At 67.7% G+C, this 25,480-nt stretch carries 32 protein-coding genes and 1 pseudogene; 21 read left to right on the forward strand and 12 right to left on the reverse strand.

Annotated features, from left to right (window positions below; genetic code table 11):
* The first annotated feature begins 34 nt into the window (after positions 1-34).
* From ABT304_RS25630 to ABT304_RS25660, 7 genes are all read left to right on the forward strand, one after another.
* The gene (locus tag ABT304_RS25630) at positions 35-1,474 is read left to right on the forward strand and encodes a helix-turn-helix domain-containing protein (RefSeq protein WP_350719538.1); all 1,440 of its coding nucleotides are present in this window, start codon (positions 35-37) and stop codon (positions 1,472-1,474) included.
* A 10-nt stretch (positions 1,475-1,484) separates the two neighbouring features.
* Positions 1,485-2,417, forward strand: a complete 933-nt coding sequence (locus tag ABT304_RS25635; RefSeq protein ID WP_350719540.1) for a phosphotransferase — start codon at positions 1,485-1,487, stop codon at positions 2,415-2,417.
* 88 nt (positions 2,418-2,505) lie between these two features.
* A complete protein-coding gene (locus tag ABT304_RS25640) occupies positions 2,506-2,718 on the forward strand; it encodes an albusnodin family lasso peptide (RefSeq protein WP_350719541.1) in 213 nt (70 codons plus the stop codon).
* 89 nt (positions 2,719-2,807) lie between these two features.
* Positions 2,808-4,682, forward strand: a complete 1,875-nt coding sequence (locus ABT304_RS25645) for an albusnodin/ikarugamycin family macrolactam cyclase (protein ID WP_350719543.1) — start codon at positions 2,808-2,810, stop codon at positions 4,680-4,682.
* Positions 4,679-5,422: a lasso peptide biosynthesis B2 protein gene (locus ABT304_RS25650; RefSeq protein WP_350719545.1), complete on the forward strand. Its 744-nt coding sequence runs from the start codon at positions 4,679-4,681 to the stop codon at positions 5,420-5,422. Before ABT304_RS25645 ends, ABT304_RS25650 begins: the two co-directional genes overlap by 4 nt.
* A complete protein-coding gene (locus ABT304_RS25655; protein WP_350719547.1) occupies positions 5,409-5,999 on the forward strand; it encodes a GNAT family N-acetyltransferase in 591 nt (196 codons plus the stop codon). Before ABT304_RS25650 ends, ABT304_RS25655 begins: the two co-directional genes overlap by 14 nt.
* Before the next feature lie 323 nt (positions 6,000-6,322).
* Positions 6,323-7,240 (forward strand): bifunctional DNA primase/polymerase, encoded by a 918-nt coding sequence (locus tag ABT304_RS25660; protein WP_350719548.1) that lies wholly within the window; start codon positions 6,323-6,325, stop codon positions 7,238-7,240.
* Positions 7,241-7,262: 22 nt separating this feature from the next.
* On the opposite strand, the gene ABT304_RS25665 is transcribed toward ABT304_RS25660, so the two are convergent.
* Complete coding sequence (locus tag ABT304_RS25665) at positions 7,263-7,418, reverse strand: hypothetical protein (protein ID WP_350719550.1); 156 nt, start codon at positions 7,416-7,418, stop codon at positions 7,263-7,265.
* A 159-nt stretch (positions 7,419-7,577) separates the two neighbouring features.
* On the opposite strand from ABT304_RS25665, the gene ABT304_RS25670 reads away from it, so the two are divergent.
* From ABT304_RS25670 to ABT304_RS25700, 7 genes are all read left to right on the forward strand, one after another.
* A complete protein-coding gene (locus ABT304_RS25670; protein WP_350719552.1) occupies positions 7,578-8,537 on the forward strand; it encodes a serine/arginine repetitive matrix protein 2 in 960 nt (319 codons plus the stop codon).
* A complete protein-coding gene (locus ABT304_RS25675) occupies positions 8,530-9,507 on the forward strand; it encodes a ParB N-terminal domain-containing protein (protein WP_350719554.1) in 978 nt (325 codons plus the stop codon). Before ABT304_RS25670 ends, ABT304_RS25675 begins: the two co-directional genes overlap by 8 nt.
* A 113-nt stretch (positions 9,508-9,620) precedes the next feature.
* Positions 9,621-9,953, forward strand: coding sequence for a hypothetical protein (locus ABT304_RS25680; protein WP_350719556.1), 333 nt, complete (start codon positions 9,621-9,623; stop codon positions 9,951-9,953).
* A gap of 39 nt (positions 9,954-9,992) precedes the next feature.
* Complete coding sequence (locus ABT304_RS25685) at positions 9,993-10,427, forward strand: hypothetical protein (RefSeq protein ID WP_350719557.1); 435 nt, start codon at positions 9,993-9,995, stop codon at positions 10,425-10,427.
* 293 nt (positions 10,428-10,720) lie between these two features.
* Positions 10,721-11,146 (forward strand): hypothetical protein, encoded by a 426-nt coding sequence (locus tag ABT304_RS25690; protein WP_350719559.1) that lies wholly within the window; start codon positions 10,721-10,723, stop codon positions 11,144-11,146.
* Positions 11,147-11,159: 13 nt separating this feature from the next.
* The gene (locus ABT304_RS25695) at positions 11,160-12,317 is read left to right on the forward strand and encodes a M23 family metallopeptidase (protein WP_350719561.1); all 1,158 of its coding nucleotides are present in this window, start codon (positions 11,160-11,162) and stop codon (positions 12,315-12,317) included.
* Positions 12,318-12,417: 100 nt separating this feature from the next.
* Complete coding sequence (locus ABT304_RS25700) at positions 12,418-12,705, forward strand: DUF6112 family protein (RefSeq protein WP_350719562.1); 288 nt, start codon at positions 12,418-12,420, stop codon at positions 12,703-12,705.
* Between the two features lie 3 nt (positions 12,706-12,708).
* Here ABT304_RS25700 and ABT304_RS25705 read toward each other — a convergent pair whose 3' ends face one another.
* Positions 12,709-13,197, reverse strand: coding sequence for a DUF6933 domain-containing protein (locus tag ABT304_RS25705; protein ID WP_350719563.1), 489 nt, complete (start codon positions 13,195-13,197; stop codon positions 12,709-12,711).
* Positions 13,198-13,433: 236 nt separating this feature from the next.
* On the opposite strand from ABT304_RS25705, the gene ABT304_RS25710 reads away from it, so the two are divergent.
* The 7 genes from ABT304_RS25710 (at position 13,434) to ABT304_RS25740 (ending at position 19,914) form a co-directional block, all read left to right on the forward strand.
* Positions 13,434-13,742, forward strand: coding sequence for a DUF6112 family protein (locus tag ABT304_RS25710; protein WP_179657653.1), 309 nt, complete (start codon positions 13,434-13,436; stop codon positions 13,740-13,742).
* Between the two features lie 17 nt (positions 13,743-13,759).
* Complete coding sequence (locus ABT304_RS25715; protein ID WP_350719565.1) at positions 13,760-15,058, forward strand: conjugal transfer protein TrbL; 1,299 nt, start codon at positions 13,760-13,762, stop codon at positions 15,056-15,058.
* Positions 15,055-16,500, forward strand: coding sequence for an SCO6880 family protein (locus ABT304_RS25720; RefSeq protein ID WP_350719567.1), 1,446 nt, complete (start codon positions 15,055-15,057; stop codon positions 16,498-16,500). Before ABT304_RS25715 ends, ABT304_RS25720 begins: the two co-directional genes overlap by 4 nt.
* 188 nt (positions 16,501-16,688) lie before the next feature.
* Complete coding sequence (locus ABT304_RS25725; RefSeq protein WP_350719569.1) at positions 16,689-17,504, forward strand: hypothetical protein; 816 nt, start codon at positions 16,689-16,691, stop codon at positions 17,502-17,504.
* Positions 17,505-17,708: 204 nt separating this feature from the next.
* Positions 17,709-17,849, forward strand: coding sequence for a P-loop NTPase family protein (locus ABT304_RS25730; RefSeq protein WP_350719570.1), 141 nt, complete (start codon positions 17,709-17,711; stop codon positions 17,847-17,849).
* Positions 17,850-18,043: 194 nt separating this feature from the next.
* Positions 18,044-18,451, forward strand: coding sequence for a hypothetical protein (locus ABT304_RS25735; RefSeq protein WP_350719572.1), 408 nt, complete (start codon positions 18,044-18,046; stop codon positions 18,449-18,451).
* Between the two features lie 158 nt (positions 18,452-18,609).
* Positions 18,610-19,914 (forward strand): putative type IV secretion/conjugal transfer ATPase, encoded by a 1,305-nt coding sequence (locus ABT304_RS25740; RefSeq protein WP_350719574.1) that lies wholly within the window; start codon positions 18,610-18,612, stop codon positions 19,912-19,914.
* A 101-nt stretch (positions 19,915-20,015) separates the two neighbouring features.
* On the opposite strand, the pseudogene ABT304_RS25745 reads toward ABT304_RS25740, so the two are convergent.
* The 10 genes and pseudogenes from ABT304_RS25745 to ABT304_RS25790 form a co-directional block, all read right to left on the reverse strand.
* Positions 20,016-20,352, reverse strand: a pseudogene (locus ABT304_RS25745) (YnfA family protein).
* 12 nt (positions 20,353-20,364) lie between these two features.
* Entirely contained in the window at positions 20,365-20,670 is a 306-nt protein-coding gene (locus ABT304_RS25750) for a hypothetical protein (RefSeq protein WP_350719576.1), read from the reverse strand.
* The gene (locus ABT304_RS25755) at positions 20,667-21,089 is read right to left on the reverse strand and encodes a MerR family transcriptional regulator (RefSeq protein ID WP_350719577.1); all 423 of its coding nucleotides are present in this window, start codon (positions 21,087-21,089) and stop codon (positions 20,667-20,669) included. Before ABT304_RS25755 ends, ABT304_RS25750 begins: the two co-directional genes overlap by 4 nt.
* Entirely contained in the window at positions 21,086-21,409 is a 324-nt protein-coding gene (locus tag ABT304_RS25760) for a hypothetical protein (RefSeq protein ID WP_350719579.1), read from the reverse strand. The genes ABT304_RS25755 and ABT304_RS25760 overlap by 4 nt, the downstream gene beginning before the upstream one ends.
* A gap of 122 nt (positions 21,410-21,531) precedes the next feature.
* Positions 21,532-22,005, reverse strand: a complete 474-nt coding sequence (locus ABT304_RS25765; RefSeq protein ID WP_378901115.1) for a YdeI/OmpD-associated family protein — start codon at positions 22,003-22,005, stop codon at positions 21,532-21,534.
* Positions 22,002-23,030 carry an alkylmercury lyase family protein gene (locus ABT304_RS25770; RefSeq protein ID WP_350719583.1) on the reverse strand — a complete coding sequence of 343 codons (1,029 nt, stop codon included), beginning with the start codon at positions 23,028-23,030 and terminating at the stop codon, positions 22,002-22,004. The genes ABT304_RS25765 and ABT304_RS25770 overlap by 4 nt, the downstream gene beginning before the upstream one ends.
* Entirely contained in the window at positions 23,027-23,449 is a 423-nt protein-coding gene (locus tag ABT304_RS25775) for a MerR family transcriptional regulator (RefSeq protein WP_350719585.1), read from the reverse strand. Before ABT304_RS25775 ends, ABT304_RS25770 begins: the two co-directional genes overlap by 4 nt.
* A 312-nt stretch (positions 23,450-23,761) precedes the next feature.
* Complete coding sequence (locus ABT304_RS25780; protein ID WP_350719587.1) at positions 23,762-24,079, reverse strand: hypothetical protein; 318 nt, start codon at positions 24,077-24,079, stop codon at positions 23,762-23,764.
* Positions 24,076-24,609: a hypothetical protein gene (locus ABT304_RS25785; protein WP_350719589.1), complete on the reverse strand. Its 534-nt coding sequence runs from the start codon at positions 24,607-24,609 to the stop codon at positions 24,076-24,078. Before ABT304_RS25785 ends, ABT304_RS25780 begins: the two co-directional genes overlap by 4 nt.
* A gap of 123 nt (positions 24,610-24,732) precedes the next feature.
* Positions 24,733-25,479, reverse strand: coding sequence for a cation diffusion facilitator family transporter (locus ABT304_RS25790; protein WP_350719591.1), 747 nt, complete (start codon positions 25,477-25,479; stop codon positions 24,733-24,735).
* Between the last annotated feature and the right edge of the window lies 1 nt (position 25,480).

The raw sequence follows: 25,480 nt of genomic DNA on the forward strand, positions 1-25,480 counted from the left end.
TAAGTATGCTCTTGAGGTCTCGGAAGGGGGCGGCGTGGGGCAGACACCGAAGGAGCTGAACCCGTTCGAGTCCGCGCGTGCGTTCTTCGGGGCAGAGCTGCGGCATTGGCGGACGCAGCGGGGGCTGTCGCAGGCTGCACTCGGTCGGGTGACCCATGACAGCGCTGCCCTCATTGGCCGGTTCGAGAAGGCGGAGCGCTGGCCGAGCCGCGCCGCAGTCCTTCGGCTGGACGAGGCGTTGGAGACGTCCGGGGCCCTGGTGCGGATCTGGGACAGAGCCGATCAGGAGGCCCAGCGGCCGCACGACGGCGGGAGGACAGCTCAGGTCGACACCGGCCTGGGGCTGGAGTGGCACACCGACCTGTCGACGACGGCTAGCACCGTGGCCGCACTCTGGGCTGGGGACGCCGCCTTGGAGTCGATTCCTCTGCAATGGCTGCCGTCGGCCGACGACGGAGCACTGCTGCGCTGGCACCTGGAGCAGGCACGACCGGCACCGACCCTGCGGCCTTCGGGCGGGCCAGCTAGATCTGATCGCCCCGGAGGACGCCGACGCCTCAGCCTGCTCGACGTGGAGGCCGTCGCTGCCATGGGGAGCGCGTTCTCGAAGGCCGACCACCAGCTCGGCGGCGGCTACGCGAGGTCGACGCTCGGCCATTACCTGCGCACCACGGCGCGCCCGCTGCTCTCGGCGGAGTGTGACGGGAAGGTCCACCGCCAGCTGCTCACCACGACCGCGAGACTCTGCGACCTCGCGGGCTTCATGTCGTTCGACTCCGGCCATCAGGGCCTGGCCCAGCGCTACTTCGTCCAGGCTCTCCGCCTGGCGCGGGCGGTCGACGATGAGGCCCTCGGTGCACACATCCTTGGCGACATGACCATGCAGGCGCTCCATCTGGACGCCCGCGCACAGGCGGTCGCACTGGGCGAGGCCGCTGCCGAAGCCGGCCGCCGGTCGGGTTCGCACATCGTCGCGGCGCGGGCCAGCGCTGTGGCCTCGAGAGCATTCGCCCGCTCATCTGACCCCGTCGCCGCGGACAGAGCGATGAACGACGCCGAGCGCTTCCTCCAAGCCGGTGCGAGCGACCGAGACCCGGACTGGATCGGGTTCTTCAACACCGACCAGCTCTCCACCGAGTTCCTCTACTCCTCCTCCGACCTCGGGAGGACCGCGCGAGTGGAGCAATACGCGGCGACCTTGCTCACCACGGCGTCCTCGTCGGCGATGCAGCGACGCCAGGTCCTGGTCACAGCGACCATCGCCGCGGCGTTCCTCCCGTCTCCCCAACGCGACGGCCACGCCGATCCGGTGCGCGCCCTGGAGGCCCTGCGCCGGGTCCTGCCGTTCATCGCCGGAGTGTCCAGCGCCCGCGCGCTGGCGGCCGTGAACGCCGTCCGAGGGCAGCTCGCCGGTCACCTCGACCCGGACCTGCTCAGAGGGTTCGAGTCCGACCTTCATGACGTGATGCTGTAGAGAGGAACCCGTGGTCGACCTCACCGACGCCGAGCTGCGCGACGCCCTGTGCGAAGCATCGGAGCGCGCCTCGCTCTCCGCCGAGGGGGCACGGATCATCCACCACTACTCGAACGCGGTGTTCCTTCTCCCCGCCGAGGAAGCCGTGGCGAGGATGACCCCTGAATCCCGTTCCGTCGCGCAGATCGAGACCACCCAGCACGTCGTCCGACGGCTGTGCGACGACCACGGCTTCGGCGCGACCTCGCCGATCGCGGGCACCGCTCCCACCGTGGTCCGGCCTCGCCAGGGTGCACCCGGCCTGACGGTGAGTTTCTGGCACTACTACCCGCAACCGGAGTCCGCCGAAGCCTTCGACTCGGCCCATCTCGGCTCGCTCCTGCGGGATCTGCACGCCCTGCCCGAGCCGCCGCTGGCGCTCCCCCGGTGGCGGCCGCTCACCTCGCTGCGCAACGTCTTGACCTCAGAAGGCCCTTACGAAGGCCTCAGCAGCGCGGAGCGTGAATGGCTGCTCGAGGAGGTCGAGTCCGTGACCGAACGGGTCGACAGGTACGACTGGCCGCTGGGGACGGGGTTGATCCACGCCGACGCGTGGGCGGGGAATCTGCTCTGGGACGTCACCGCGAGCACTGGGCCGCGGGCGATCCTCGGCGACTGGGACGGGGTCAGCATCGGTCCGCGAGAGATGGACCTGATCCCGACCTGGCACGCGGCGACCCGCTATGGCAGGGACAAGGCCTGGATCGAGCGGTTCGTCGACGCCTACGGCTACGACCTGAGCGAGGAGCCCGGCCTGGACCTGCTGATGCGGATGCGCGACCTGGTCCAGCTCTCCGGGCCACTGCGGCGTGCCAACCGGTCTGCTGCGCACCACGCGGCGCTCCGCGAACGGTTCGACGCCATCCGCGCCGGCGACACCGCCATGACCTGGACAGGGCTCTGAGGCAAGCGCGCTTCCCTCCTCGCATCGATGCGGACAGGAACGCTGTCCGCATCGAACCCCTTCCGCCGACTGCCTGATGACGGGCCCAATGGAACTGCCCCGGCCGAACCGCTGCGGCAAAGGAACCGTCTACATCAACCAGTCGAAGGAGACCGACATGTTCGAGAACGACCGCACCCAGCCCGTCGAACGGCGCACAGACAGCGATCACGTGAAGGTGATCGAGCTCGGCGACGCTGCTGAGCTCACCCTGGGCAGCGGCGGATCGGGCAGCGAGGACAAGCGCCGCCAGTACAACTGACGCCTGCCATGCACCGGGGAGGGCCTGCCCTGCGGGCCCTCCCTGCCCGGTCCGCGACTCTTCACGAAACGAGGTTGAGCATGTTCTGGATGGCCGGCTACATTGGCAACCACTCACGGCCCCGCTCCCCGCTCGGCGCACGCCCGATCGCCGCGAAGGGGACATCGATCGTCTGGGCAGTGGACGAGCACGGGACCCACGCGTCAGCAGCGCAGCAGTACCGCCTGGTCCGCGACCGCGCACACGACCTGATCCTCATCGGGACGACTTCGGTCGCCGACGCCGAACTCACCGCGGTCGCGGCCAGTTCGGTCCCCGACAATGTGACCTGGCGATGGCCCGGTGCCTACGCGGTCGTAGAGCAGACCGAGTCGCACCTCTCGGTCTGGTCGGACCTGGCGACCGCCGTCCCGATCTACACCTGCCTCGCCGACGAGGGCGTCTACTGGTCGACCACCGCCCGGGGCCTCGCAGGTCTCGCTAGTGACGGCGAGCACCGTCTCGACCTCGAGCGGGTCGCGGGCGAACTCCATGCGCCCGGCACGCCGAGGCTCTTCGGGGAACGCACGTACTTCGATGGCGTACGCCTCGTCCTTCCCGGGCACCGCTACATGTTCGGCCGCAGCGGCACGGCCTGGCGCAGCCGCATGTGGGTGCCAGGAGAACGGCACGGCTCGGAACCGAGCGGCCCGGCCGGTCTCCGGGCCGAGCTCACTGCAGCGGTCAGATCGCGGGTCGAGAACGCGATCGCTCCGAGCGCGGACCTATCCGGCGGGCTCGACTCGACCGCGCTGACGCTCCTAGCGGCCAGAGCCCTGGCCCACAGCGGGCGCAGGATCTCGGCCTACACGGTCCACGAGCCGTCAGCCAACGCAACCGGAGAACCGACCGGGGACCTTGCGCACGCGCTGCGAGCTGGGCAGCACCCGGGGATCGAGCACCATCTCCTTGCCCTCGACGGCGCTCATCTCCCGTACGGCCGTCTTGACGGTCTGCCGGCGACCGACGAGCCCGCGCCGTCGGCCAGGGCCTACGCCAGGTTCGCGTTCCAGCTCAACGCTATGCGCGAGCGCACAGCCACGGACTGCCACATGACCGGCGACGGCGGCGACACGGTGCTCATGACGTCAGTCGCGTGGATCGCGGACGCGATCACCCACCGACGCTTCGCCGTCGCTGCAGCCGAGGCACGCAGGCTCGCGAGGCTGCGGCGCACGGCCCCGGCAGAGGTGCTCCGCGCGGCAACGGACCTCCTCCGCCATACCCCGGAACAGGGCCTGGCGGCAGCCGCCGCCTGGTGGCACTCAGGGCACGCGACCAAGACCCAGCGCTCCGCGGCCGCTGCATGGCTGACGCTCGCGGCACCGCCGCCGTGGGCGACTGGGCAAGCCAGGCTCCACGCAGCGGCCCTGGCGAACGTCGCCCCCGCCCTGCCGCACGCCCGCGGTGCGCTCACAGCGCACGCGATCGTCCACGACACGGCGGAGGTCGGCAGGACGGCCCTCTCCGACGCCCAACTGGCAGCGCACCATGGCGTGCCGTTGCACAATCCTTTCGTCGACTCTCGCGTTCTGGCCGCCGTGCTGAGCATGCCGGTCGCCGCGATGCCGCGCCCGAGCGAGTACAAGCCGCAGATCCGGGAAGCACTGGCCGACGTCTACCCGCCCGAGCTGGCTGCCAGGACCACCAAGGGAAGCTTCACATCCGACTACTTCGCCGGGCTGCGGACCAACCTGTCTCCTCTGCTTGACCTCGCCGACGGACGACTGAGCGAACTGGGACTCGTCGACGTGGACGCTCTGCGTGCCTCGCTCCGGGCCGGCGCGGCCGGGGCCACAGGAGCAGCCGTCTGCCTGCCCCAGCTCGACACCGCGCTCGGCCTGGAGAGCTGGCTGCGCGCGCTGGAACGGACCGCGGTCGTCAGGTGGGAACGTCAAGCAATCCCGGCCGGGGCGATCTCATGACAGCCACGACCATCCCGCCGGACGGTCCTGATCTGTACGCCTGCCGCTTCGCGGACACCGCCCTGGTGGTCGACTACCGCACCGGTCAGGTCAGTCTGCTCACCATCGGACGCGAGGGGGAGGCGGGTGCCGGATCACCTGCCGTTGACCGTCCCCTCACCGATCGAATCCGCGACCGGCTCGGACTGAGCAGCCGTGTAGCCCGTTCTGTGCGCGTGGTAACCGGCAAGACTTCCGCCCTGTCGTTCGGCGCAGATGAAAGCGAAGCCGGCCTGGCAGAGAACAAGAACGTCAACCCGACGCCCGTGGAAGTCATCGCCTCGGCAGTTGCCCTCGCGGCAGTACTCCTCCTGAAGGCATCCGGACCCCGAGAGCGCAGGATGCGCCGGCTGACCGTCCTTCTCGGCGGCGTCGCTCTTCTCCGTCTCCAGATGGCGACCGTCGCCGAAGCCGAGCGGGGTGTTCTCCTCATCAGACGGATGGGACGCTGGATTCCTGGGCGTGTCGCGTGCCTGGAGGAGTCTGTCGCGGCCACAGTGGCACTTGCGCTGCTCGGCAGGTCGGTCACGTGGTGCCATGGCGTCGCTTCCGATCCCGTCAGACTCCACGCCTGGGTCCAGACACGAGATGGCGACACCGGCATCCCCGTAGCCGAACCGACGTCCACCGGCCGCTACACGATCCTCCGCACGATCCCCGAAGACCCCGACCACGAAGGAGCGCACTATGACCAACACTGACCTGTGGCTGACTCACGACGGCGTCGGGCTCGGACCGCTCCGCGCCGACCTGCTCGAGACCTATTGGAAGTGGGAGTCGAGCCTGCGCGTCATGGCCGGCTACGGCCGCCTCAACTCCGAAACTCTCTCCGAGAGGTCCGCTGGGCTGGAGTCGCAGCTGCGTCACTCCGATTCCCAGGCTCGATTCACCATCTATCAAGAGGAAGACGGCGGCGAGTGGCAGCCCGCAGGCAGCTCATCTCTGGCCCTGGACCACCGCTACGGCACAGCCGAGTTCTTCATCTACCTCGGCGATGAGGCCGTCCGCGGCCGCGGCATCGGCACCACCGCCACCATGATGACGCTCGACTGGGCCTTCCACGTCGCCCAACTCCGATCGGTTTACCTCTCAGTGATCGCGGAGAACACAGCCGGAGTGCGGGCCTACGAGAAGGCTGGTTTCAAGGTGATCGGCACCCGACGCCAGTCCTCATGGTGGCTCGGAAGACCCGCCGACGAGATCCTCATGGACGCCCTTCCAGAGGACTACACGGGTCCGAGGTTGGTCGAGGCTGCGGTGATGGGTGACCGCCGGTGATAGTAGTTCCCACGGTCTAGCGCCACTCCGCGATGACTCCCGAACGAGTCCTCAAACGCCGCACTACTGAACCCCTTCTTCCCGCGCTGCCGACAGGATCACAGATCAACTGTCAGCTATCCCGGCAGCAGTTCCGGTCACCGGTGCCATGAGACATCAGAGTTCACAAAGACTCTCCGGCAGTTGCGGCAATCCTCCGCCGCGACCTCCGCCGCGACTTCTTGGGGGATGTCATCTGAACTGCGGAAACGCTGAGATACCCCCATCATTCCCCCGGCCTAGGGGTATGAGTCGGGTGATGGGGGATGTCCATCGTGGAGGGCATGAACATCCCATCCATACCCGCCGCAGCACGGATCGCCGAGGCGATCCGGGAAGCGCAGTCCCAGCAACTGCGTGACGCAGCGTTGATTCTGGCTGATGCCGGCGTACCGGTCTTCCCGTGCTCCCCGTGCGGCAAGCAGCCGCTGACCCGCAGCGGGTTCCATGCCGCCACCACCGACCCTCGCCAGGTCGGGCGTTGGTGGCTGCGCTCCCCCGCCGCGAACATCGGGATGCCGACCGGCACCGCCTCCGGCGTCGTCGTGGTCGACGTCGATGTTCACGCCACCGGCAACGGGTTCAGCGCCTTCGCGCGGAGCGAGCGTGCCGGGATCACCTCTCAGTGGTCGTTCCTGGTCCGTACGCCCTCGGGTGGCATTCACGCCTACTTCACCCCCGCTGGCGAAGACCAGCGCAACTGGCAGGCCAACGGGACCCACGTCGACTTCCGCGGCGAGGGAGGATACGTCGTCATACCGCCCTCACAGGTCCGTGGCCCGGGCGACAACACACGGTCGTACGAACTGATCGCGATTGCCCAGCATGGCGACAAGCCGCTCGACGCCGACCGACTCCGAGACTTCCTCGTCCCACCACGTCAGGTGCGTGAACCGGTTGGGATGCCCGCTCGCGGGGCGCGCCCTGACCGGCTGGTCGCGTGGATGGCCAACCGCCCCGAGGGCACCAGGAACAGCAGCCTGTTCTGGGCAGCGTGCCGGATGGTTGAAGACGGGCAGCGCTACGACGCCACGCTCTCGGTCCTCGGCGATGCCGCCCGGTCGGCGGGGCTGGGTGAGCACGAGGTGGAGTCGACGATCCGGTCGGCCTACCGGATCGCGTCCCGACTCGGTCCGGGGAGCCGCTTGGGCCCTACCCAGGCCCGCACGGCGACAGCGAGCAGTGAGGCGGTGGCGCTGTGAACAGCGGAGTCTTCTACCGGCGTCACGCGATGCCGCCACGCCAGAAGCCGGTCGACATTCCCCCGGCCGAGGTCTCCAAACTCGCCATCCACGGCGACCCCTCCCAGCAGACAAGCGAGCCCGCACCCGAGCGCGACCAGAACGCGGTGCGGTGGGTGCGGCCCAGCGAGTTGCCCACGATGGTCGCCAACCGCTATGTACGCCGCCTCGTGGGCGCGAACGAGGCTGCTGTGCGGCAGGCGCGTCAGCTACCGCGGCGTGCGATAGCGCGTGTGCGCATCGCGAGAACGCAATCCGCCAGCAACACTGCGCCAGACCGACTGGGAGGGATCGGGCAATGAGCTTCGTCGACTCCGAGGGACTGCGGTCCCTGCTCTTCCGGCTCTACGGCGCCGGCCCCGACGCCTGGCGCGACGATCCCGAGGTCGCTGAACTGATGGCGTACACAATGGAGAAGTACGGTGCGCTAGCCCGCCGCCACGGTTTCGAGCCCGCAGACGCGGCTGCTGCGGCGTACGAGGTCCTTCGGACCCGTCCCGTCCGGAAGGCCGAGGATCCGTGGGCGGTGGTCACCCACGCGGTTCAGATCACGATGATCGCCGAAGACCGCGCCGCCGGACTGCTCTGTTCGGAGGCTCGCGTACGGAAAGCTGACCTGGCTGGGTTCCACGATGCCCAGCGTCTCAGCGACCGCGAGCATTCCTTGGCCGACTACCACCTGGCCTTCCAGGTCCCGCCCGCCCACGATCTCGCCATCCTTCTCGCTGATGCCGAGCGGGCGAAAAAGGAACAGGAGAAGGAGAACGCAGCCAAGGCTCGCCGAGATCACGAGGCCCACGAGGGCGGCGGGGAACCTGACGACGACACCGTCGGAAACGACGATGGGCCGGTCGAGGACGGGTCCGAGAAGGAAGCGCCGAACGCGTTCTTCGCGCTCGACCAGATCGTCGAGATCCTCGTCGAGTTCGGCTGGCCGGAGCAGACTGCACGTGCTGCGATGGAGTACATCGGATCGCGGCTGATGATGTCGGGCACCAGGCAGGCGGCGTACGAACGCCTGCGCCGCGAACGCCAGCCATGGCTCCGGTTCGACCTCGACCTGGAAGTCTGGGGGACGCTCCTGCGGGCGGTTCTGGGCTCACCGGACCCCGACCGTGCCAAGACCCTCACCGGCAAGGGCATGTGGTGGAGGTTCTGCAAGGGCCACGAGACCGAGCAGGTCCTCGCCGACACATCCCTGCGCCGGGCACTGGTGACCTCAGCGCGCTACGTCCGCCGGCGGAGATCTCATGTCTGATCTCGGCCACTTCGAGCTCGAGCGGACCCTTGACTCGATCGCCATCGGCGTACGCCACCGCAAGGACCTCGGCGACTTGGCGACCCTGAAGGAGTCCATCGAGAGCCTCGGCCTGCTCCAGCCCATCACCGTCACTCCCGACGGCACACTCCTGTGCGGACGCCGACGGCTGGAGGCGGTCAAGGAACTCGGCTGGCGGACCGTGCGCGTCTGGGTACGCTCCGGGATCTCCGACGAACTCAAGGGGCTGATGGCGCTCCAAGACGAGAACCTGCTCCACAAGCCGTTCTCCCCCACCGAGGCTGAGACGCTCTACCGGGAACTCAAGAAGGTGCTCGCCGAGGACGCCGCGCGACGTCAGGAGGCGACGCGTTTCGGCGCCGACCCCACTGCCGGCATCGGGGTGGAAGACGGTGCTGATGAATCATCAGCACCGTCAGGGGCTGGTTACACCCGCAATCAGGCGGCCACGCTCGTCACCGGAGCCAACTCCCACCAGCGTCTCGAACGCATCGGCCGGATCAAGGACGTCGCTGACGACCCCACTCGACCGGCGCATGTACGCCAAGTCGCTAGCGAAGCTCTCGACCAGATCGACCACGGCGCACCGGTCTCTTCGACGTACGAGCGAGTCATGGACCTCGCCCGCCAAGCCGACGCCGACCCTTCCCTCCCCGACCTCGACGCCCTCGCCGAAGAAGCACTCAAGCGGATCTCCGCGCCTCGTACGCGACGTACGAACCCGTCCGGCACCCCGCGCAAGTCAGAGTGGTCAACGCGATCCTTCGTCCTGATGTGGACCGACCTGGACGGCTGGTGGACCCACTATGACGCCGCTGAGATCGGCGCCGACCTCAACGACGGCGACTGGGAGCTCCTCGAGCGGATGTACGGCGAGCTCGACGCATTCGTCGAAGCCGCTCGCCGGGCTCGCGAATCCAAGGTGCCAGCGGGCACGGCTGCGTCCTAGAATTCGGAGCATGTTGCTGTGCAGACCACGTGACGCCGGGTTCATACCCAGGCGGCGGTGACCTACCTGCAATCCCGCGGGATGGACGCCGTCGCAGGAATCCGGAGCGTCACGTGTCCCGTACCGACAAGACCCAGCCTTTCCGCGTCCGTCTGTGGGATGGCACTCTCACCCGCGTCGCTGTTCACGACCACAGCGACGGCGCCTGTGATCTTCCTGCGACCTATCTCGACGACCTCGCCCAGTACGCCACCGATGGAGGTCGCTTCTCTCGCGGCTCCTGCTACTGGGCCATGCGCTTCACCGGCACCATGGCGTGCTGTTGCGGAATGTGCCACGACGCCGCTGGCCTTCGCGCCGAGCGCCGCGCCGATCGTCACCGCACCCGCCGTGAGCTCGCCGACCTCGTGAAGGAGGCGAACGCCGGCTCGCACGATCTGGACTAACGAGGCGATGGAGCCGGCGCCTGCGGGCACCTTGCCCCCATGAACACTCCCACGAACGAACGTGCCTCAGGCACCGCCGGGGCCCTTCACCTTCAGGTCCGCTACGTCGGCGATAGCCCCGAGGAGGGCGGTGGATTCCGCCGCAGTTACCGCTACCAGATCGACGACACCGACTCCCCCGACGGCCCCGTCGTCGGCACGGACCTGTACTCCGGAGTCGGCGCTCCCATCGACGCCCGGGCCGCGTTGGCCACCCTCGTTGCGTTCGTCTCCGCTGCTGGTGAGGCTTACGGCCACACGATGCGTGGCGGACAGTCTGAGAACCATCATCTGCTCCGCCGAGGTATCGCTGAGGCGGCGTACATGAACTCTGATGAGCTCCAGGTCCTCGCGATGGACCTGGAACAACTCTCCACGCGATCCGCTCAGGCCAACACGCGGTCGACACCTCGGCCGGACACGCCGACCCTGTAAACCTCGGGGGTCACGGCGCACCTCTCCTGCAACCCACTCATTCAGGAGAAGTGATGCGAACCCGGACCTACGCCGCCCGACATCGGCGACTCCCCCTTGCAGCTGTCCTTGTCGGCGGCCTCAGCGCCGTGCTCTTCATTTTCAGCGGCATTCTGATCGCGACCACCGACGACGCACACGCCCCGAACCAGCGCCCGAGCCAGGCCCCGGAACCGCTGACATCTCCGCCCTCGGATGAACCATCAAGCGCAGGTCACGATGAGGCTCGGGCTTTCGCGATCGAAGCGGCACAAATGGTCTTCGACTGGGACACGACCACCTCCTCGAACACCGACGGCTACTTCGCACGTCTCGTCGCAATCGCCGACCCAGGCGGAGTCGAGTCCGACGGGCTGGTGGCTGACCTGACCACCTACCTGCCGAACCCGGAGGCGTGGCGCGAACTGCGGGCGTACGAGACCCGTCAGTGGCTCGAGGTCACCTCCGCCATGGTGCCCTCCACCTGGGAGGCAACCGCTCGCGAAGGCGAGGCGTACGGGCTCGAGCGTGGCACGACCGCGTACACGATCACGGGGATCCGCCACCGCGCCGGCACCTGGAACGGCGAACCGGTCACCAGCCGCCACCGGGTTAGCTTCACCGTCTTCATCCTCTGCGTGCCGCGCGAACCATCCTGTTACCTGCTCCGGCTCTCCCGGCTCGACCACCCGCTGCCGTAGAAGGACCGACGAGATGCGGAAGGTGCTCATCGGGGTTGTCGTCTTCATGGTCCTGATCGCTCCGGCTGCCCAGGCAAGTGCCCTTGCGGTCGCCGTGACTTTCGCTGCCAAGCCCACCTCGAGCTGCGGCCTCGGGGAGACTGGACCTGTCCCCAACAGCCTCACCGCCACAGCGGCAGACGGGGTGAAGATCCGTCTGGACCGGACCCAGCTCACCCACGCCGCGACCATCGTGAAGGTCGGTGGACGTACGCCCGGCGTCGGACGGGATGGCGTGCTCGTCGCATTGATGGCCGCGCTGACCGAGTCCAGCCTCCGGATGCTCGCCAACGCCAGCGCCTGGCCGCAGTCCGCGAGGTTCCCCAACGACGGCAACGGTGGCGACCACGACTCGCTCGGCCTTTTTCAGATGCGACCCCTTGCCGGGTGGGGAACCGTGGCCGAGCTCATGAACTCCAACTACCAAGCACGCGCCTTCTTCGGCGGCCAAGACGGGCCGAACCACGGCTCACCCCGCGGCCTGCGCGACATCCCCGGCTGGCGCAGCCTCCCCAAAGGCGCCGCGGCGCAAGCCGTGGAGGTCTCAGCCTTCCCGGACCGCTACGCCCGCTTCGAACCGGTCGCTGAGCAGATCCTCGACGCACTGACCGTCCGCACGGACCGCGCCACCAGCTCCCCCGACGTCCCCGAGACCGGCCGAGTCGTGTTCCCGCTCCCCGCCCGATCCTGGACCGCAACCAGCCCGTTCGGGATGCGAACCGACCCGGTCACCGGCACCCACACCCTGCACACCGGCTCCGACTACGCCGCAACCAACGGCACTCCCATCCTCGCCGCCGCCGATGGCATCGTGGTCTTCGCAGGCGACGTGACCTCAGGCTACGGCCACCTCATCCTCATCAAGCACACCGTCAACTCCGCCACGGTCCACTCCGGATACGCCCACATGTACGCCGCCGGCATCCATGTCCGCAAAGGACAGCGTGTGACCGCCGGTCAGCACATCGCCGACGTCGGCACCGACGGCAAGTCCACCGGCCCACACCTCCACTTCGAGATCCGGCCCGGAGGCGCGTACGCCTCTCCCGTCGACGCCAACAACTGGCTCACCGAACACGGCGCGGCCAGCCGCTCAAAATCCACGTCCGAGGAACTTTCTGAAAGTTGCTGACAACCCCTGGGGGTATGATGCATCATTCTCTTGCCCCGCTGGTGACCCGAGACGCCAGCGGGGTTTCTCCTTCCCGGGCACAGTCGCCCACCTGCTGGCCATGAGCCCCACTCTCACCCGTGGACAGGTCCACCCAGACCTCGGCGCGATCTCCGGGACTGGGGATCTGCGCGACATCGTGGGAGCACTTCTCACCTACGGTTTACTGCTCTCGGTCGCGATGCTGATCATCAGCGCAATCACGTGGGCTATCGCATCTGGGGCGGGAAGCTGGCATGGCGCCTCGCGGGCGAAGGTGGGTGTGCTCGTGGCTCTCGGTGGCGCGGTCCTCACAGGGGGCGCGCTCGCCTGGGCGAACTGGCTTCTCGGGATCGGAGCTCGGCTGTGAGCATCAGCGCTGAGCCGCGACAAACGCCGCCAGCTCAGCCTCGGGACGTACGTGCTTCTTGAAGAGCGGTCCGCACGGAACGCGGGCCAACTCCTTCGACAGTTGAGGCAGGTCGGGGACACCATCGCGACGATGGTCGGCGAGGAAGATGAAGTCGTTCATTGACCCGACCACGCCGCGATCAGCGGTCGGACCGACTCGTACCTCTTTCATCTGCTCGATCTCGGCATCGATGATCTCCGGTGGCACGCTCTGGTCGATCAGAGCCTCAGCGATCACCTCCGCGATGCGGCCCGGCAGGCCTTTGGCAGGAGCAAGCGGGGTCAGGACCGGGAGCAGCGTGCGCGCGTTGACCAGGATCGCGGTCTGGGGACGCCACGGCAGAAAATTCGCGTACCAGTCACCGAGCAATGTCGTCGACGTCTCCCCGTCCACTGGCGGCAGACCGCCGATGCGATCGCGCAGCTTCTTGGTCGCACGCAGAACGAGCATGGAGCAATCATCTCCGATCGTCGTCTGAGTCCAGACGCGACGCCACGATCCCCTACCGCTGACATACGACCCAGCCGTCGTCACTACCGGGCGGGGGGCTCCAGTAGGAGACCGCCCGGACCGCACGACGTAGTGACAGCACGCCCGGAAGTGGCTTCACCGGCGATTCGTGAGCATCACGGGAAAGCCAACCCACCTGCTGGGCATCCAGCCCCTTCTCACTCGTGGAGCTACCCGTGAGCATTCACCCGCCGACCTATAAGGGTCCTGCGGCTCAGATCGACATCAGTCCGAACTCCAGCGGCCTGCCCGGCATCGCCGAGCTACGCGAGATCGTCGGCGCGACGATGACGATCGGCCTGATCCTCGCCGTCCTCGCCCTGATCATCTCCGCAGTTGTGTGGGCCCTGGGATCGAACACTTCCAACCCTCACCTGGCCGGCCGCGGCAAGCTCGGGGTCCTGATCGCCCTCGGCGCCGCGATTGTCTGCGGCGCCTCGGTCAGCCTGGTCAACTTCTTCTGGAACGTCGGCCAGGCCGTCTGAAAGACGAGGAGCGAGCGATGGGTCTGTGCGACGTACCCGGCGTCAACGAGGTCTGCAACCAAGCCTCCGAGGCCACCACCAGCGCCATTAAAGGCTCCTTCACCTGGCTCGCGACAGCGATGGGTGAACTGGCCAAGGCGGTGTTCGAGATGACCTGGAAGGTGCTCGACGACACGACGTATGTCGAGGTGACCTCCAGTGGCTACACACGCGTCTACAACCTGATCTTCGGCATCGCGCTCTTGATCATGATCGGGTTCTTCCTGCTCCAGGTCATGGCCGCGATGATCCGCCGCGAACCGGCCGGCCTGAGTCGAGCCGCGCTCGGCCTGGGCAAGTCGATCCTCGGCTCCTTCCTCGCCCTCGCCCTGGTCGGCACGGCACTGGAAGTCACCGACCGGCTCTGCATCGGCATCGTCCACGCCGCCGGCACGAACATGAGCGAGCTCGGCGACCGGATCGCCGTCCTGGTCGCGGTCGGCACCGTCGCCGGCGTCGCCAACCCCGGCGCCGCAAGCCTGGCGAGCGTGTTCCTCACCAGCCTCGCCGTCGGAGCGACCTTCTTCATCTGGATCAGCCTGCTCGTACGCAAAGCCCTCCTGCTCGTCGCGATCGTCTTCGCCCCCGTCGCCCTCGCCGGCTCCTCGTGGGATCACGCCCGCGCGTGGGCCGGACGATGGGCTTCGTTCGTGATCGCACTGATCCTGTCCAAGCTCGTCGTCGTGGTCATCTTCCTCATCGCCAGCACCCAGGTCTCTGCACCGATCGATGCCGATCTGAAGTCGCTGAGCGAACCCCTCTCCGGCATCGTGCTCCTGCTCGTGGCCGGGTTCGCGCCGTACATCGCCTATAAGGCGATCAGCTTCATCGGCTTCGACATGTACCACGCCATGTCCGCCGAACAAGAAGCCAAGAACGCCCTCAACCGCCCCGTCCCCCTTTCCGCCCGCTCGCCCGGGATCCAGCCTCGCAAGGTCCTCGATGAAGGTGGCGGAGGAGAATCGGCCGGTACGCCGCCAGCAACCCACTCGCCGAAGCCAGGCTCGAGTTCGACCGTCGTGGAGGGGCCAACCACGGAGATAGCCCCCATGACGCCCGAAGCGGCGGCGCCGGAGACATCCACAGCCGTCGCGGGTCCAGCCGCTGCCGCCGTGGCGGGCGCCGAACTCGTGAAGTCGTCAGCAACCGCCGGACAGCGGACTGGCCAGACCATCGGCGGTGCCACAGAGGAACAGGCGGCCGCCGGTGACGGCGCTCCACCACCTCGCGTGCCCATGCCCCACACCGCCGACCCAACCCCGGGTGACCAGCGATGACCACCGACCTCGCACCGGTCAAGTTCTCCCGCCTGTCCCGCCGCGGCGTACTCCTCGGCCTCTCCCCCAGTCAACTTGCCACAGTCGGCATCGCGGCGGTCACGCTGGTCATCACCCTCTACGCTGGCGGCACCTCCGCCCGCGCCATCGCAGTCCCGGTCATCGGCGCCTGCACGGCCCTCTCGTTCCTGAAGGTCGGCGGACGACCCGTGGTTGCGTGGCTACCGATCGGTACCGTGTGGCTCCGGCGCTCGATGACCGGGCAGCTCGACTACCGCCGCGACGTCACCCGCCCGCGTCAGGCCGGAACCCTCGCCCTCCCCGGCGACGCCGCCCGCCTCCAGCAGTGGGAGGACGCCGAGACCGGCGCCGTCATGGTCCACGACCCTCACGCCGCCACTCTCACCGCGATCGTCGCGGTCACCCACCCGGCCTTCGTGCTCCTCGACCCCGCGGAACAACAGCGCCGCGTCACCGGCTGGGGCCGCGTACTCGCCACCGCCTGCCGCTCCGGACGCCTTGCCGCCGTCCAGGTCACCGAACGTACGCTGCCCGACTCCGGCAAGAGCCTCACCGAATGGTGGGAGACCCACGGCACCGACGACGACACCTGGGCCGCCCGCACCTACGCCGAACTCATCGACCGAGCCGGTCCCGCCTCCGAACGCCACGCCACCACCATCTCCATCGCCCTCGACATGCGCGCCGCCTCCCGAGTAATCCGAGCCGCCGGCGGTGGCCGCAAAGGCGCCGCCGCTGTGCTCCGCCAAGAGATGAGCACCCTCACCGCGGCGCTGCGCTCGGCCGAGCTAACCCCTGAGGGCTGGCTTACCCCTGCCGACCTCGCCGTCGTCCTCCGCTCCGCCTACGACCCTGACGCCGCACCCGCTCTCGAGCGCCACCCCGACCTCGGCCGCGACCTCACCCAAGCCGGCCCGATCGCAGTCTCCGAAAGTTGGGGATCGCTGCGCTCCGACTCCGCCCACCACGCCGTCCTCTGGGTCAGCGAGTGGCCACGCTCCCAGGTCTACCCCGGCTTCCTCGCACCCCTCCTACTCACCTCGGGCATACGCCGCGCCCTCACCCTCTATTACCAACCGCTCCGCACCGACACCGCCGCCCGCGACATCCGGAGAAAGAAGACCGAATACGTCTCCGACGCCACCCAACGCGCAAAACTCGGCCAGATCGAAGACGCTCAGCAAAGCGCCGAATACCGCGATGTCCTCCAGCAAGAAGCCGAACTCACCGCCGGCCACGGCATCCTCCGCACCACCGGCCTCATCACCGTCACCGCCCCCGAAGAGCACGAACTCGAGAAGGCCATTGCCACCATCGAGCAAGCTGCGATCCAGGCCTCCTGCGAACCCCGTCGGCTCTGGGGTCAGCAAGCCCAGAGCTTCGCCGCCTCCCTACCACTCGGCCGTCGGCTCGGATCGTGATCATTCTGGCGGGAGCGCGTGTTCAACGATCCAACATAGGCGCCAGTTCAGGCTCAAACAGCGTGAGGGATCTGCTCGGAATGACTTCCAATTGCGTTGTCCGCGCAATACGCTGCGGCTACTCGGCGAATCGGCCGTAAGAACATCGCTGAACTCTCGGACAGCCTTGCCCAGAGAGTAGAGGTTTGATGAACGACGACTTCCCGGCCTGGCTCAGTGTGCTGATCCGGCTATGTGCCGCCGCAGCCGGATTCTGGGGGCTGTGGTGCATCTGGGTGGGATTTTTCGGTGGGACGATGCCGATCATTGGCTTTTCGACCGACGGAAGCCTGCTTCTCGGGTTGTTCATGCTGCTCATCGGCGAACCGATCCTCTTGACGGTCGCTTACTGGGCCTTCGTTCTCGTGTTTCTCCCCCTGGCGCTACTCATAGGCGCTGTCCAGAGCCGGCGCCCAGCCGGTCGAGTTGAGTCCTGGGGTCCGCACGAGTCAGTTGCTGTCACGGAACTGCCCGCTCTGCCCAACGTGCCGGTCTCAGGTACCCAGACGATCGCGCCCGCAAGTGCGAGGCCTCAGAGTAACGTCGATTGCTCAAGACCACCCATGGCCCGTCAGGCCAAATCGAAGGTGAAGATGCCCCCGGTGACCTATGGAGCCGGTTCGCTCGAGCATGAACTCGGCATCATGCTGACGAGCAAGCACTCCAACGGCTCTTGGCAACTAGGCCCGGCTCAGGATGAACTTCAAATGGGCGGTGAGGTGATCTTGCAGGCAGATCTCACAGACCGGGTGTACGTAACAGTGACGTCGAGTCAAGGCTGGTGGTCAGTCAAGTACTTCGACGTGGAGCGCGACTTCGAGCAGGCACTTGAACGGGAGGCGACCGGCCGGAACGAGCGGCCCCGCCCCTTCCTGGAAGCCCATCCCGGGCGCACAGGAGAGGTTTCACCCGCACAGGTCGCTGACGCCATCTACGACAATCTTCCCGCCAAGTACCGGTCTTGAGGCTCAGTCGTTGGCGTTCGCAGAGCCCGGCCTGCAACAGCGGCCGAGGCGTCCTCTGCGCAGCCTGCCCTCATTGTTCTTCGTCTGACTCCGTGAGCGGACTCGGTTGGAGATGAAACCAACCAGGAACGGCGTGCCTGACCAGGTGAGAACGCGTTCAGAATTTCGTCTCGGGCGACGGCGCCAACGGCACCGGGAAGAATCGTGTTGCGCAACGCTGGGATCTGGATCGTTGACGAGCCGACCAGCGCGATCGATGCCGAGGGCGAACGGGAGGTCTTCGCCGAACTCCTGGCCAACCCCGAGGACCCGGATCACCATCGTCGACACTCCCACCGTGCCTAGACCTGGCGCGGCATAGACCGCATCTACATCTTCAACGACGACCACATCGTCCAGACCGCCACCTCGACGAACTCCTCAAACCTCCCGGCCGGTTCGCCGAACTCTTCGCCGACCAAGTCTGGGCCGCGTGGCGTCAATGCTGGAGTCGAGGTGGCACCTGCCTGCTGACCACCCTTTCAAAGCAGGAGGACACGATGCCGACCTTCAACGACCCGACCAACGACGCCGAGGAAGCCCGCCAAGCACTGCGCGGCCTCGCACACGTAACCCGCAACCTCGAGGACCCCTCAGTGGTCTACGACCTGCTGGGCGCCCTCTCCCAAGCGATCACCTCGATGGGGCAGACGCTCAACCAGATCGGCGGCTTCCACGACACCCTGAAACGGCGCGACATCCGGCCCGTCGTGGCCGACAGCTCGCGGGCTGGATACAGCGCCTCCTACCAGGTGTCGTGGGAACTCCACCGGGCCGCCGAGATGACCCGCCAGATGGCCAAAGTCGTCGACCACGCCCACGAGATCGAGGCCAGAATCGCCTATTCACGTCCCGTCGAACAGACCGCTCGAACCAACAGCACCCCCGGCAACGGGATCACGCTGTGAGCCGAGGGGAACGGATCCACGCTGCCACGCTTGTTTCTCCTGCCCACGAGCGTCGGCGAGACCGCAAGAAGCGACGCCGTGCCACCGCCCAACTGCTTTCCGACTGGCACACACGGAACCGCGCCGCCGACCTCGCGGATGTCGAGCACGAGCCGCCGATGATCGGTCGAGCAGGTGAGGCTGGACCGGCCATGCTGCGTACGCCCGGACGACTCCGCGTCCCGAAGCACCAAGACACCTCCGCAACCTGGGGCGGCGCGTACCCCTTCCTCGCCGAGGGCGGACTCGGCGCCGACGGCGTCTTCGTCGGCCAGGACCTCTACTCCGGCAGCTCGTTCGTCTACGACCCCTGGGTCCTCTACGCCCGCGGACAGATCACCGCCCCCAACGTCGTCCTCGCCGGAATCGTCGGCTCCGGGAAGTCATCACTGGCCAAGAGCCTCTATAGCCGGTCCATCCCGTTCGGGAGACGCGTGTACGTCCCCGGCGACCCCAAAGGCGAACACACCCCTGTGGCCGAAGCCGTCGGCGGACGCGCCATCGCCCTCGGCCACGGCATGCCCAACCGCCTCAACCCCCTCGACGAGGGTCACCGCCCGGCGGGGCTCGACGACGTCCATTGGGCCGCTCAGGTCACCGCGCGCCGCCGCGACCTGCTCGGAGCACTCGCCGAAACCGTCCTCGACAGGACCCTCACACCACTCGAACACACTGCGATCGACGTCGCGCTTGCCGCAGTCGTCCGGTCGTACGAGGTCCCAATCCTCCCCCTCGTCGTCGACCGGCTTCTCTCCCCCGACCCCGCCGACGACCCCGACCACCGGCTCACCGACGATGGCCGCCTCGCCGCCCATGCCCTCCGCCGACTCGTTGCGGGTGACCTCGCCGGACTTTTCGACGGACCCTCAACCGTACGGTTCGACCCCACGCTGCCCATGATCTCGCTGGACCTGTCCCGCGTCACCGAGAACGCCATGCTGATCTCCGTGCTGATGACCTGCGCCTCAGCCTGGATGGAGTCGGCACTGCTCGACCCGGCAGGTGGACAGCGGTGGGTGGTGTACGACGAGGCGTGGCGCCTGATGTCGCACCCTGCGCTCCTGCGACGGATGGACGCCCACTGGCGACTCGCCCGCCACTACGGGATCGCGAACATGCTGATCTTCCACAAGCTCTCCGATCTCGACAACGTGGGCGACCAGGGCAGCGCAATGCGCGCGCTAGCCTCGTCGCTCCTCGCGAATGCGGAAACCCGGATCGTCTACCGCCAGGAGTCCGACCAGCTCGGCTCGACCGCGACGTCTCTTGGATTGACCGGGACCGAGCAGTCGCTCCTACCGACCCTCGGCACCGGTCAAGGGCTGTGGCGCATCAAGAACCGCTCGTTCGTTGTCCAACATCAGCTGCATCCGGCCGAGCTCGAATTGTTCGACACCACGGGCCGGATGAACGCGGCGGGTTAGAAGTTCGCATGAATATTGACGGTTTCAGCCTGAACCTGGGCATCCATCGCGCTCGGAACGTACGTGGGTGCTCAGGTTCGGTGAACCTGCAGTGCTGTGGATCAACTGGTTCGTGGGGAGTACATGATCACGGCGACGCCGGCCAGACAGATGAGTGCGCCGGCGATGTCGTAGCGGTCGGGCTTGAACCCGTCGAGCGCCATGCCCCAGGCGAGCGAGCCCGCGACGAACACGCCGCCGTAGGCGGCAAGGATGCGTCCGAAGTGGGCGTCGGGCTGGAAGGTGGCGACAAAGCCGTAGATCCCCAGGGCGACGATGCCGGCGCCGATCCAGGCCCACCCTCTGTGCTCTCGGACGCCCTGCCAGACCAAGCCAGGCACCGCCGATCTCGGCGATGGCGGCGGCGACAAACAGGGCGATCGATCGAAGCGTGTCCACGAGGAAGTCTTGTCAAGGGCGCGCGTCGGAGTCCTTCGGTGCATCCGATGGGCGAGCGCGGATGACCACATCGACCGGTCCGTCCTGCGCGCAAACTGCCGAGGCGACGACGCGGCGGCGGCGTGCCCACACGGCGAGCGCGGACGCGGCCAGCACGACGGCGCCGAAGGCGAGTCCGGCGAACGCGACGGTGGCGATGGTCGCGGCGAGGCCGGCACCTGCGATACCGAGCAGCGCGAGGAGTGGTGGTACGCAGCAGAGCGCGCATGCCGCGACTCCGGCCCCGAGGAGGTGCCGGTCCTTGATCTTCGCGCTCACGCGGTGGCCTCTCTGGTGGTGATCTCGACGAATGGGAGCGGGCAGCAGTCGCTGGTGGCGCACTGGTGGAGGTCGTCGCAGCCGGCGTCGAGGGCCGCGCGCAGGTTGTCACGGATGGCGGCGAGGTCTGCCATCCGGTTCTCGACCTCGAGGAGCTTGGCGTGAGCGCGGGCCTGGAGCCCGGAGTCCCGGCCCCGGCGTTGGCCGACCTCGATCAGATCGGCCACCTCGTCCAGGGTGAATCCGAGGCGTTGGGCGGCCTTGATGATCCGCAGAGTCTGTACCGCGCGTTCGTCATAGAGACGGTGTCCGCCTGGGCTGCGCTCGGGCGGGTCGATGAGGCCGCGACGTTCGTAGTACCGCAGCGTTTCCCGATTGACCCCGGCGGCCTGGGCGACCTGGTTGATCCGCAGGCTCACGCCGAGAGTTCCTCGGCGCGCTCGACCAGAGCGGCGAGGATCTCCTGGCGTGCCGGCGGTACCGAGATGTCCAGGATGAGGGCTTCGTCGGTGCCCTCGATCCCGAAGGTGAAGAACGAGCAGCATGAGGACTCCCGCTCGGTCAGGTCGCGGACGTGGTCGACGAGGCCGTCCCCGCCGGTCAGGTGGATCCGGACGTCGTCTCCTCGGCGTTCGACGGTGCGTACCGCGGTGGCGAACAGATCGTCGAACTCCGCCAGTCGAAGCGGTCGCTCAGCGGTAGGCATGGTGCAGGCGTCGGTGGTCAGCAGGTTCTCCATACCGACCACGGTAAGTCCGTACCTGCGTACAACTTGCAAGCCCTTGGTCGACCCCGAATTCGGGGCCGCGGCACTTCGGCCTGAACCCGACCTCGATCGTGGTGGGCTTCGTCTGGCCGAGGTCATGGCCGCTCCTTGTGGCCTTCGGCGAGCAGTCGGACCATCTCGGCGATCCGGACCGGGCGCTGGTCGGGTCGGCGCTTGGTTGAGTCGATCCACCGCAGCCACTGGTTGCGGTAGAACTGCGCGAGCCCGTCGAAGAACGCCGCGGCCGTGGGCGCAGCGTCCAAGGCTTCGGCGATGTCGGGCGCCAGGTCCTCCCGTTGTGGCCCTTCGGGCTCGAGGACGACGTCGACCTCGGCGCCGTCGTGAAGCGGGAGACAGGTCCAGGCGGGACCGAGTTGGATGACCGGTCCGCTGCCGCGCTTCTCGATGATGCCGCGCATGGAGTGGTTGTCGACCGTCCCGGTGACCGGGTGCCGCGGCTTGGTGCCCCAGGCTTGGTCGGGGTCGAACGGGATCGGGAGCAGGGTGCGTCCCCGTCGGTCGACTGCGACGGCGGTGCGGAACCGCTGCTTCTTGCTCACGGGTTTCATCGTGGCATCGGCCGCGCGTGTAGGGCTCCGAACAGGGAGGTGGCGAGCTCTTCGGCCTCGATCTTGGTCAGCACTTGTCCAGGAACCCTCGGGTGCGCGGCCGCCCACGCCTGTGCGGTGGCGCTGCTCGTGAAGAGGTTGATGTAGTCGCAGCAGCAGTCCGCCGACGGGCCGCCGCCGGCGTCCGCGCCGACGAACGCGACCGCACCAGGTGGGTTCCAGGTGGTTCGTCCGGCGGTGCTGGTCACGGTGATCGGATCGCCTGTGACCGGGTCGGTGGTGTCGATGCGGACGTCCTCGTGGAGCATCGCGGAGATTCCCAGGGCGTCGATGCCGCACATCGCATGGACTGTGACGCCGTCACCGATGCGGACGCGGTGTCGGGTCGGCCTTGCGGAGAAGGGATAGGCGACCGCGACCGCACCCCTGCTGTCGAGCCGGATGGCGTCGGTGTCGTGGAGCCGGCCTAGCACGCCGTGGAGCACGGGGCGGCTGGCTGCGGACTCATGAAGCAGGTCCTCGAAGGAAGGAGGTTCGCCAGTGGTGGCGAAGGTATGCAGGATCGCTTGGTGCACCGCCCGTTCCAGCGGGTTCATTGGCACCGCCTCGGTTCGCCATGCACTCAGGACACCCGCAGGAGACCTCGTCCCGGTGCCGTACCGGTCGGGCTCTTCGGGCAGAGCGGGCGCCGGTTGGTGCACTTTGGTCAGTGCTGCCCGGATCTGCTCGGCGGAGGGCGCGGACACGATCTGGTCGTTCTCGTCGCGGTATAGCCGGCAGGCGATCCCGCACTCGCAGGCGTCGGGGTCGGCGAACGGGTCGTCCCCGTTGATCAGCAGGGTGGGTGAGCCCGCCATGCCGAAGGCGGCTGCCTCGGCGTCGGTGCGGACCTCCCGTGTGGAGACGGGGATGTCGGTGACCTGGTGCAGGCGATTCAGCATCGGGGCCAGGTTGGGGCAGTCGGGGACGTGGAGGACCTCGATCCTCACGCCGCCCGTGCCGCTCGGCGGGTTCGCCGTGGTCACGGGGTGCTCCTGGTCGTTGAGGACAGTGACGGCATCGCAATCGCATCGAGCAGGGCGCAGGCTCGGTCAGCTGTGGGGCGTTCGCAGGTGGCGATCAGGTCGGTCAATGAGGCTTGCATGCGCTGCAGGTCGGCGACGCGCGCCTCGAGGTCCGCCCGGCGGGCCTCGGCCAGCGCGCGGGCTGCGTCGCAGCTGTCGGGGCCGCCGGCGTCGAGATGCAGCAGTTCCTCGACCTCCTCCAGGGTGAAGCCGAGTTCCTGGGCCCGCTTGATGAACCTCAATAGCTCAACCGTGGAGTTCGGGTAGTCGCGGTAGCCGCCGGGAGTCCGTGGCGGCGGCTGCAGGAGGCCACGCCGCTCGTAGTAGCGCAGCGTCTCCGGATTCACCCTGGCCCGTTCGGCCAGCTCGCTAGATCGCATGAACCAATCCTGAACCCCGGACCCAAGTACAGAGTCAAGTCCCGTCCGCGGCGCTACCGCGACGAACGAAAGGAGGCATTCGACGTGTGTGACCAGCTTGCTTCGGGAAACAGACGTTTGCCGGACCGGCCGCGCCTCATGGCCGGGTCAGGTTCGGGGAACTCGCTCGCCGTCCACGGCAAGATCGGGGTGTTCGACGGTCTGCAGGTAGCGGGTGGCGCCTTCGACGCTGAGTCCGACGAGGTCGTAGATGCGGCGGACGTCGCCGCCGATGGCGTGGATCTCGTACAGGATGCGGTCCTCGCGCAGCGCCTAGGGCCGCAGCGTGATGCCGCGCCAGGGGAAGCTGTGGCCTACGGGCACCAGCCGGGGTGCGGTGCGTCTGCTGACCAGCAGGTGGGGGTTGATGCAGCCAGGCCAGCGACGGTTGCGGTGGTCGAGCCAGGCTGCGAGCCGGGTCCGGACCGGGGCGGCCAAGGGGATCACGCGATCGCCGATGGTGAGCCTGCCGTCGACGATGTCGGTGAGCAGGACTGCTCGCAGCTGCTTTCCGGTCAGGACGTGGAAGGCGATCAGGGCGACCGCGAGTGCGACCACTGGGTCGGGGTGGTTGAGTTCGGCGCGGATCACGGCGGGTCCAGAGCGAGCGGGATGGTTCGTGCGACCGGCGTGTGCTTCATCCCGAGCATGGGGCTGGCGAAGATCAGACGCCGGCCCTTGAGAGTCTTGAACAGCGACCTCAGCGCGAGCTCGGCGGCGTGCCGTCGTCCCGGGCCCAGCGGCGCCAAGGCGGTCTCGATGTCGAGGCGGGTGATCTGGGCGAAGGACTGGTAGCCGGCAGCGACCCATACGTCGACAACGGTGACAAGACCCATGATCTGAACTCGGACGGTCTGCGCGTCGCGGGGTACCTGACGAGGTGCGAGTCGGGAACCGTCGAGCATGACCTGCAGCCACAGTTCGAGGTGCTCGCGGATCTGCGGCGGCAGGCTGACGGTCTTGGCGGCGAAGTAGACCTCCACCCGGCTGGGGCGGTCCTCGATGAGCAGCTCGCCTTCGGCGAGGAGGTCGATGGTGGAGATGATGTTGCCGTCGTAGCGCGGCAGGGGTGGGGAACCGACGTCACCTGCGCAAACGCGATTCGAGGCCTCTGATGCCACGGATCGAACCTAAGTGCCTAGAGACAAATTGCTAGAAGTTCGAACGAATATTGACCGGTCTCGCTCGGAACTTGAGCGTCCCCAGCGCGGCCGGGAGACGCTGGATGCTCAGGTTCGGGGATCTCACGATGGCTTGGTGCTGGTGCAGCAGCTGTCGGCGCAGCCATCGACAGTGGTTGCCTCGTCGGTGGGCTGGTTGATGGCTGTGTGGCCGCAGGCGCAGCCCTCACCGCGCCATGCCTCGAGTCCTTCGCGTATGGCGACGGCCGCGATGATCAGGCCGGCGATGGGGTCGGCCCAGGACCAGCCGAGGGTGGCGTTGAGTACCAAGCCGGCCAGGAGCACGGCGGAGAGGTAGGTGCAGAGCAGGGTCTGGGTGGAGTCGGCAACCACGGCGTTGGAGCCGAGGGCCCGGCCTGTGCGGCGCTGCGCCCAGGACAGGAACGGCATGATGGCCAGCGAGGCGATCGCGAGCCCGATGCCGACCGGGGAGGCCTCAGGGTTGTGACCGGTGGTTAGGGAACGCACGGACTCGAAGGTTACGTAGCCGGCGAGTGCGAAGAACGAGAGGGCCATCAGCCGCAGGGCCTGCCGCTCGCGGGCCTCAGGGAGCCGATGGCGGAACTGCCACAGGATGATCAGTCCGCTGCTGACCTCGACGATCGAGTCCAGGCCGAACCCGACCAGGGCGATTGAGCCGGCGACCAGTCCCGCGGTGATCGCGATGACGGCCTCGACCACGTTGTAGGAGACCGAGGCGGCCGCGAGCAGTTGGGCTCGGCGGCCAAGTCGCTGGCGCAGGTCCGGGTCCTGCACGTAGGTGGAGGCATGGACGTGGCCAGAGGCCTGGTTGGGGGTGTGAGTGGTCATA

Source organism: Nocardioides sp. NPDC000445 (assembly GCF_040300245.1).
Lineage (GTDB): Bacteria > Actinomycetota > Actinomycetes > Propionibacteriales > Nocardioidaceae > Nocardioides.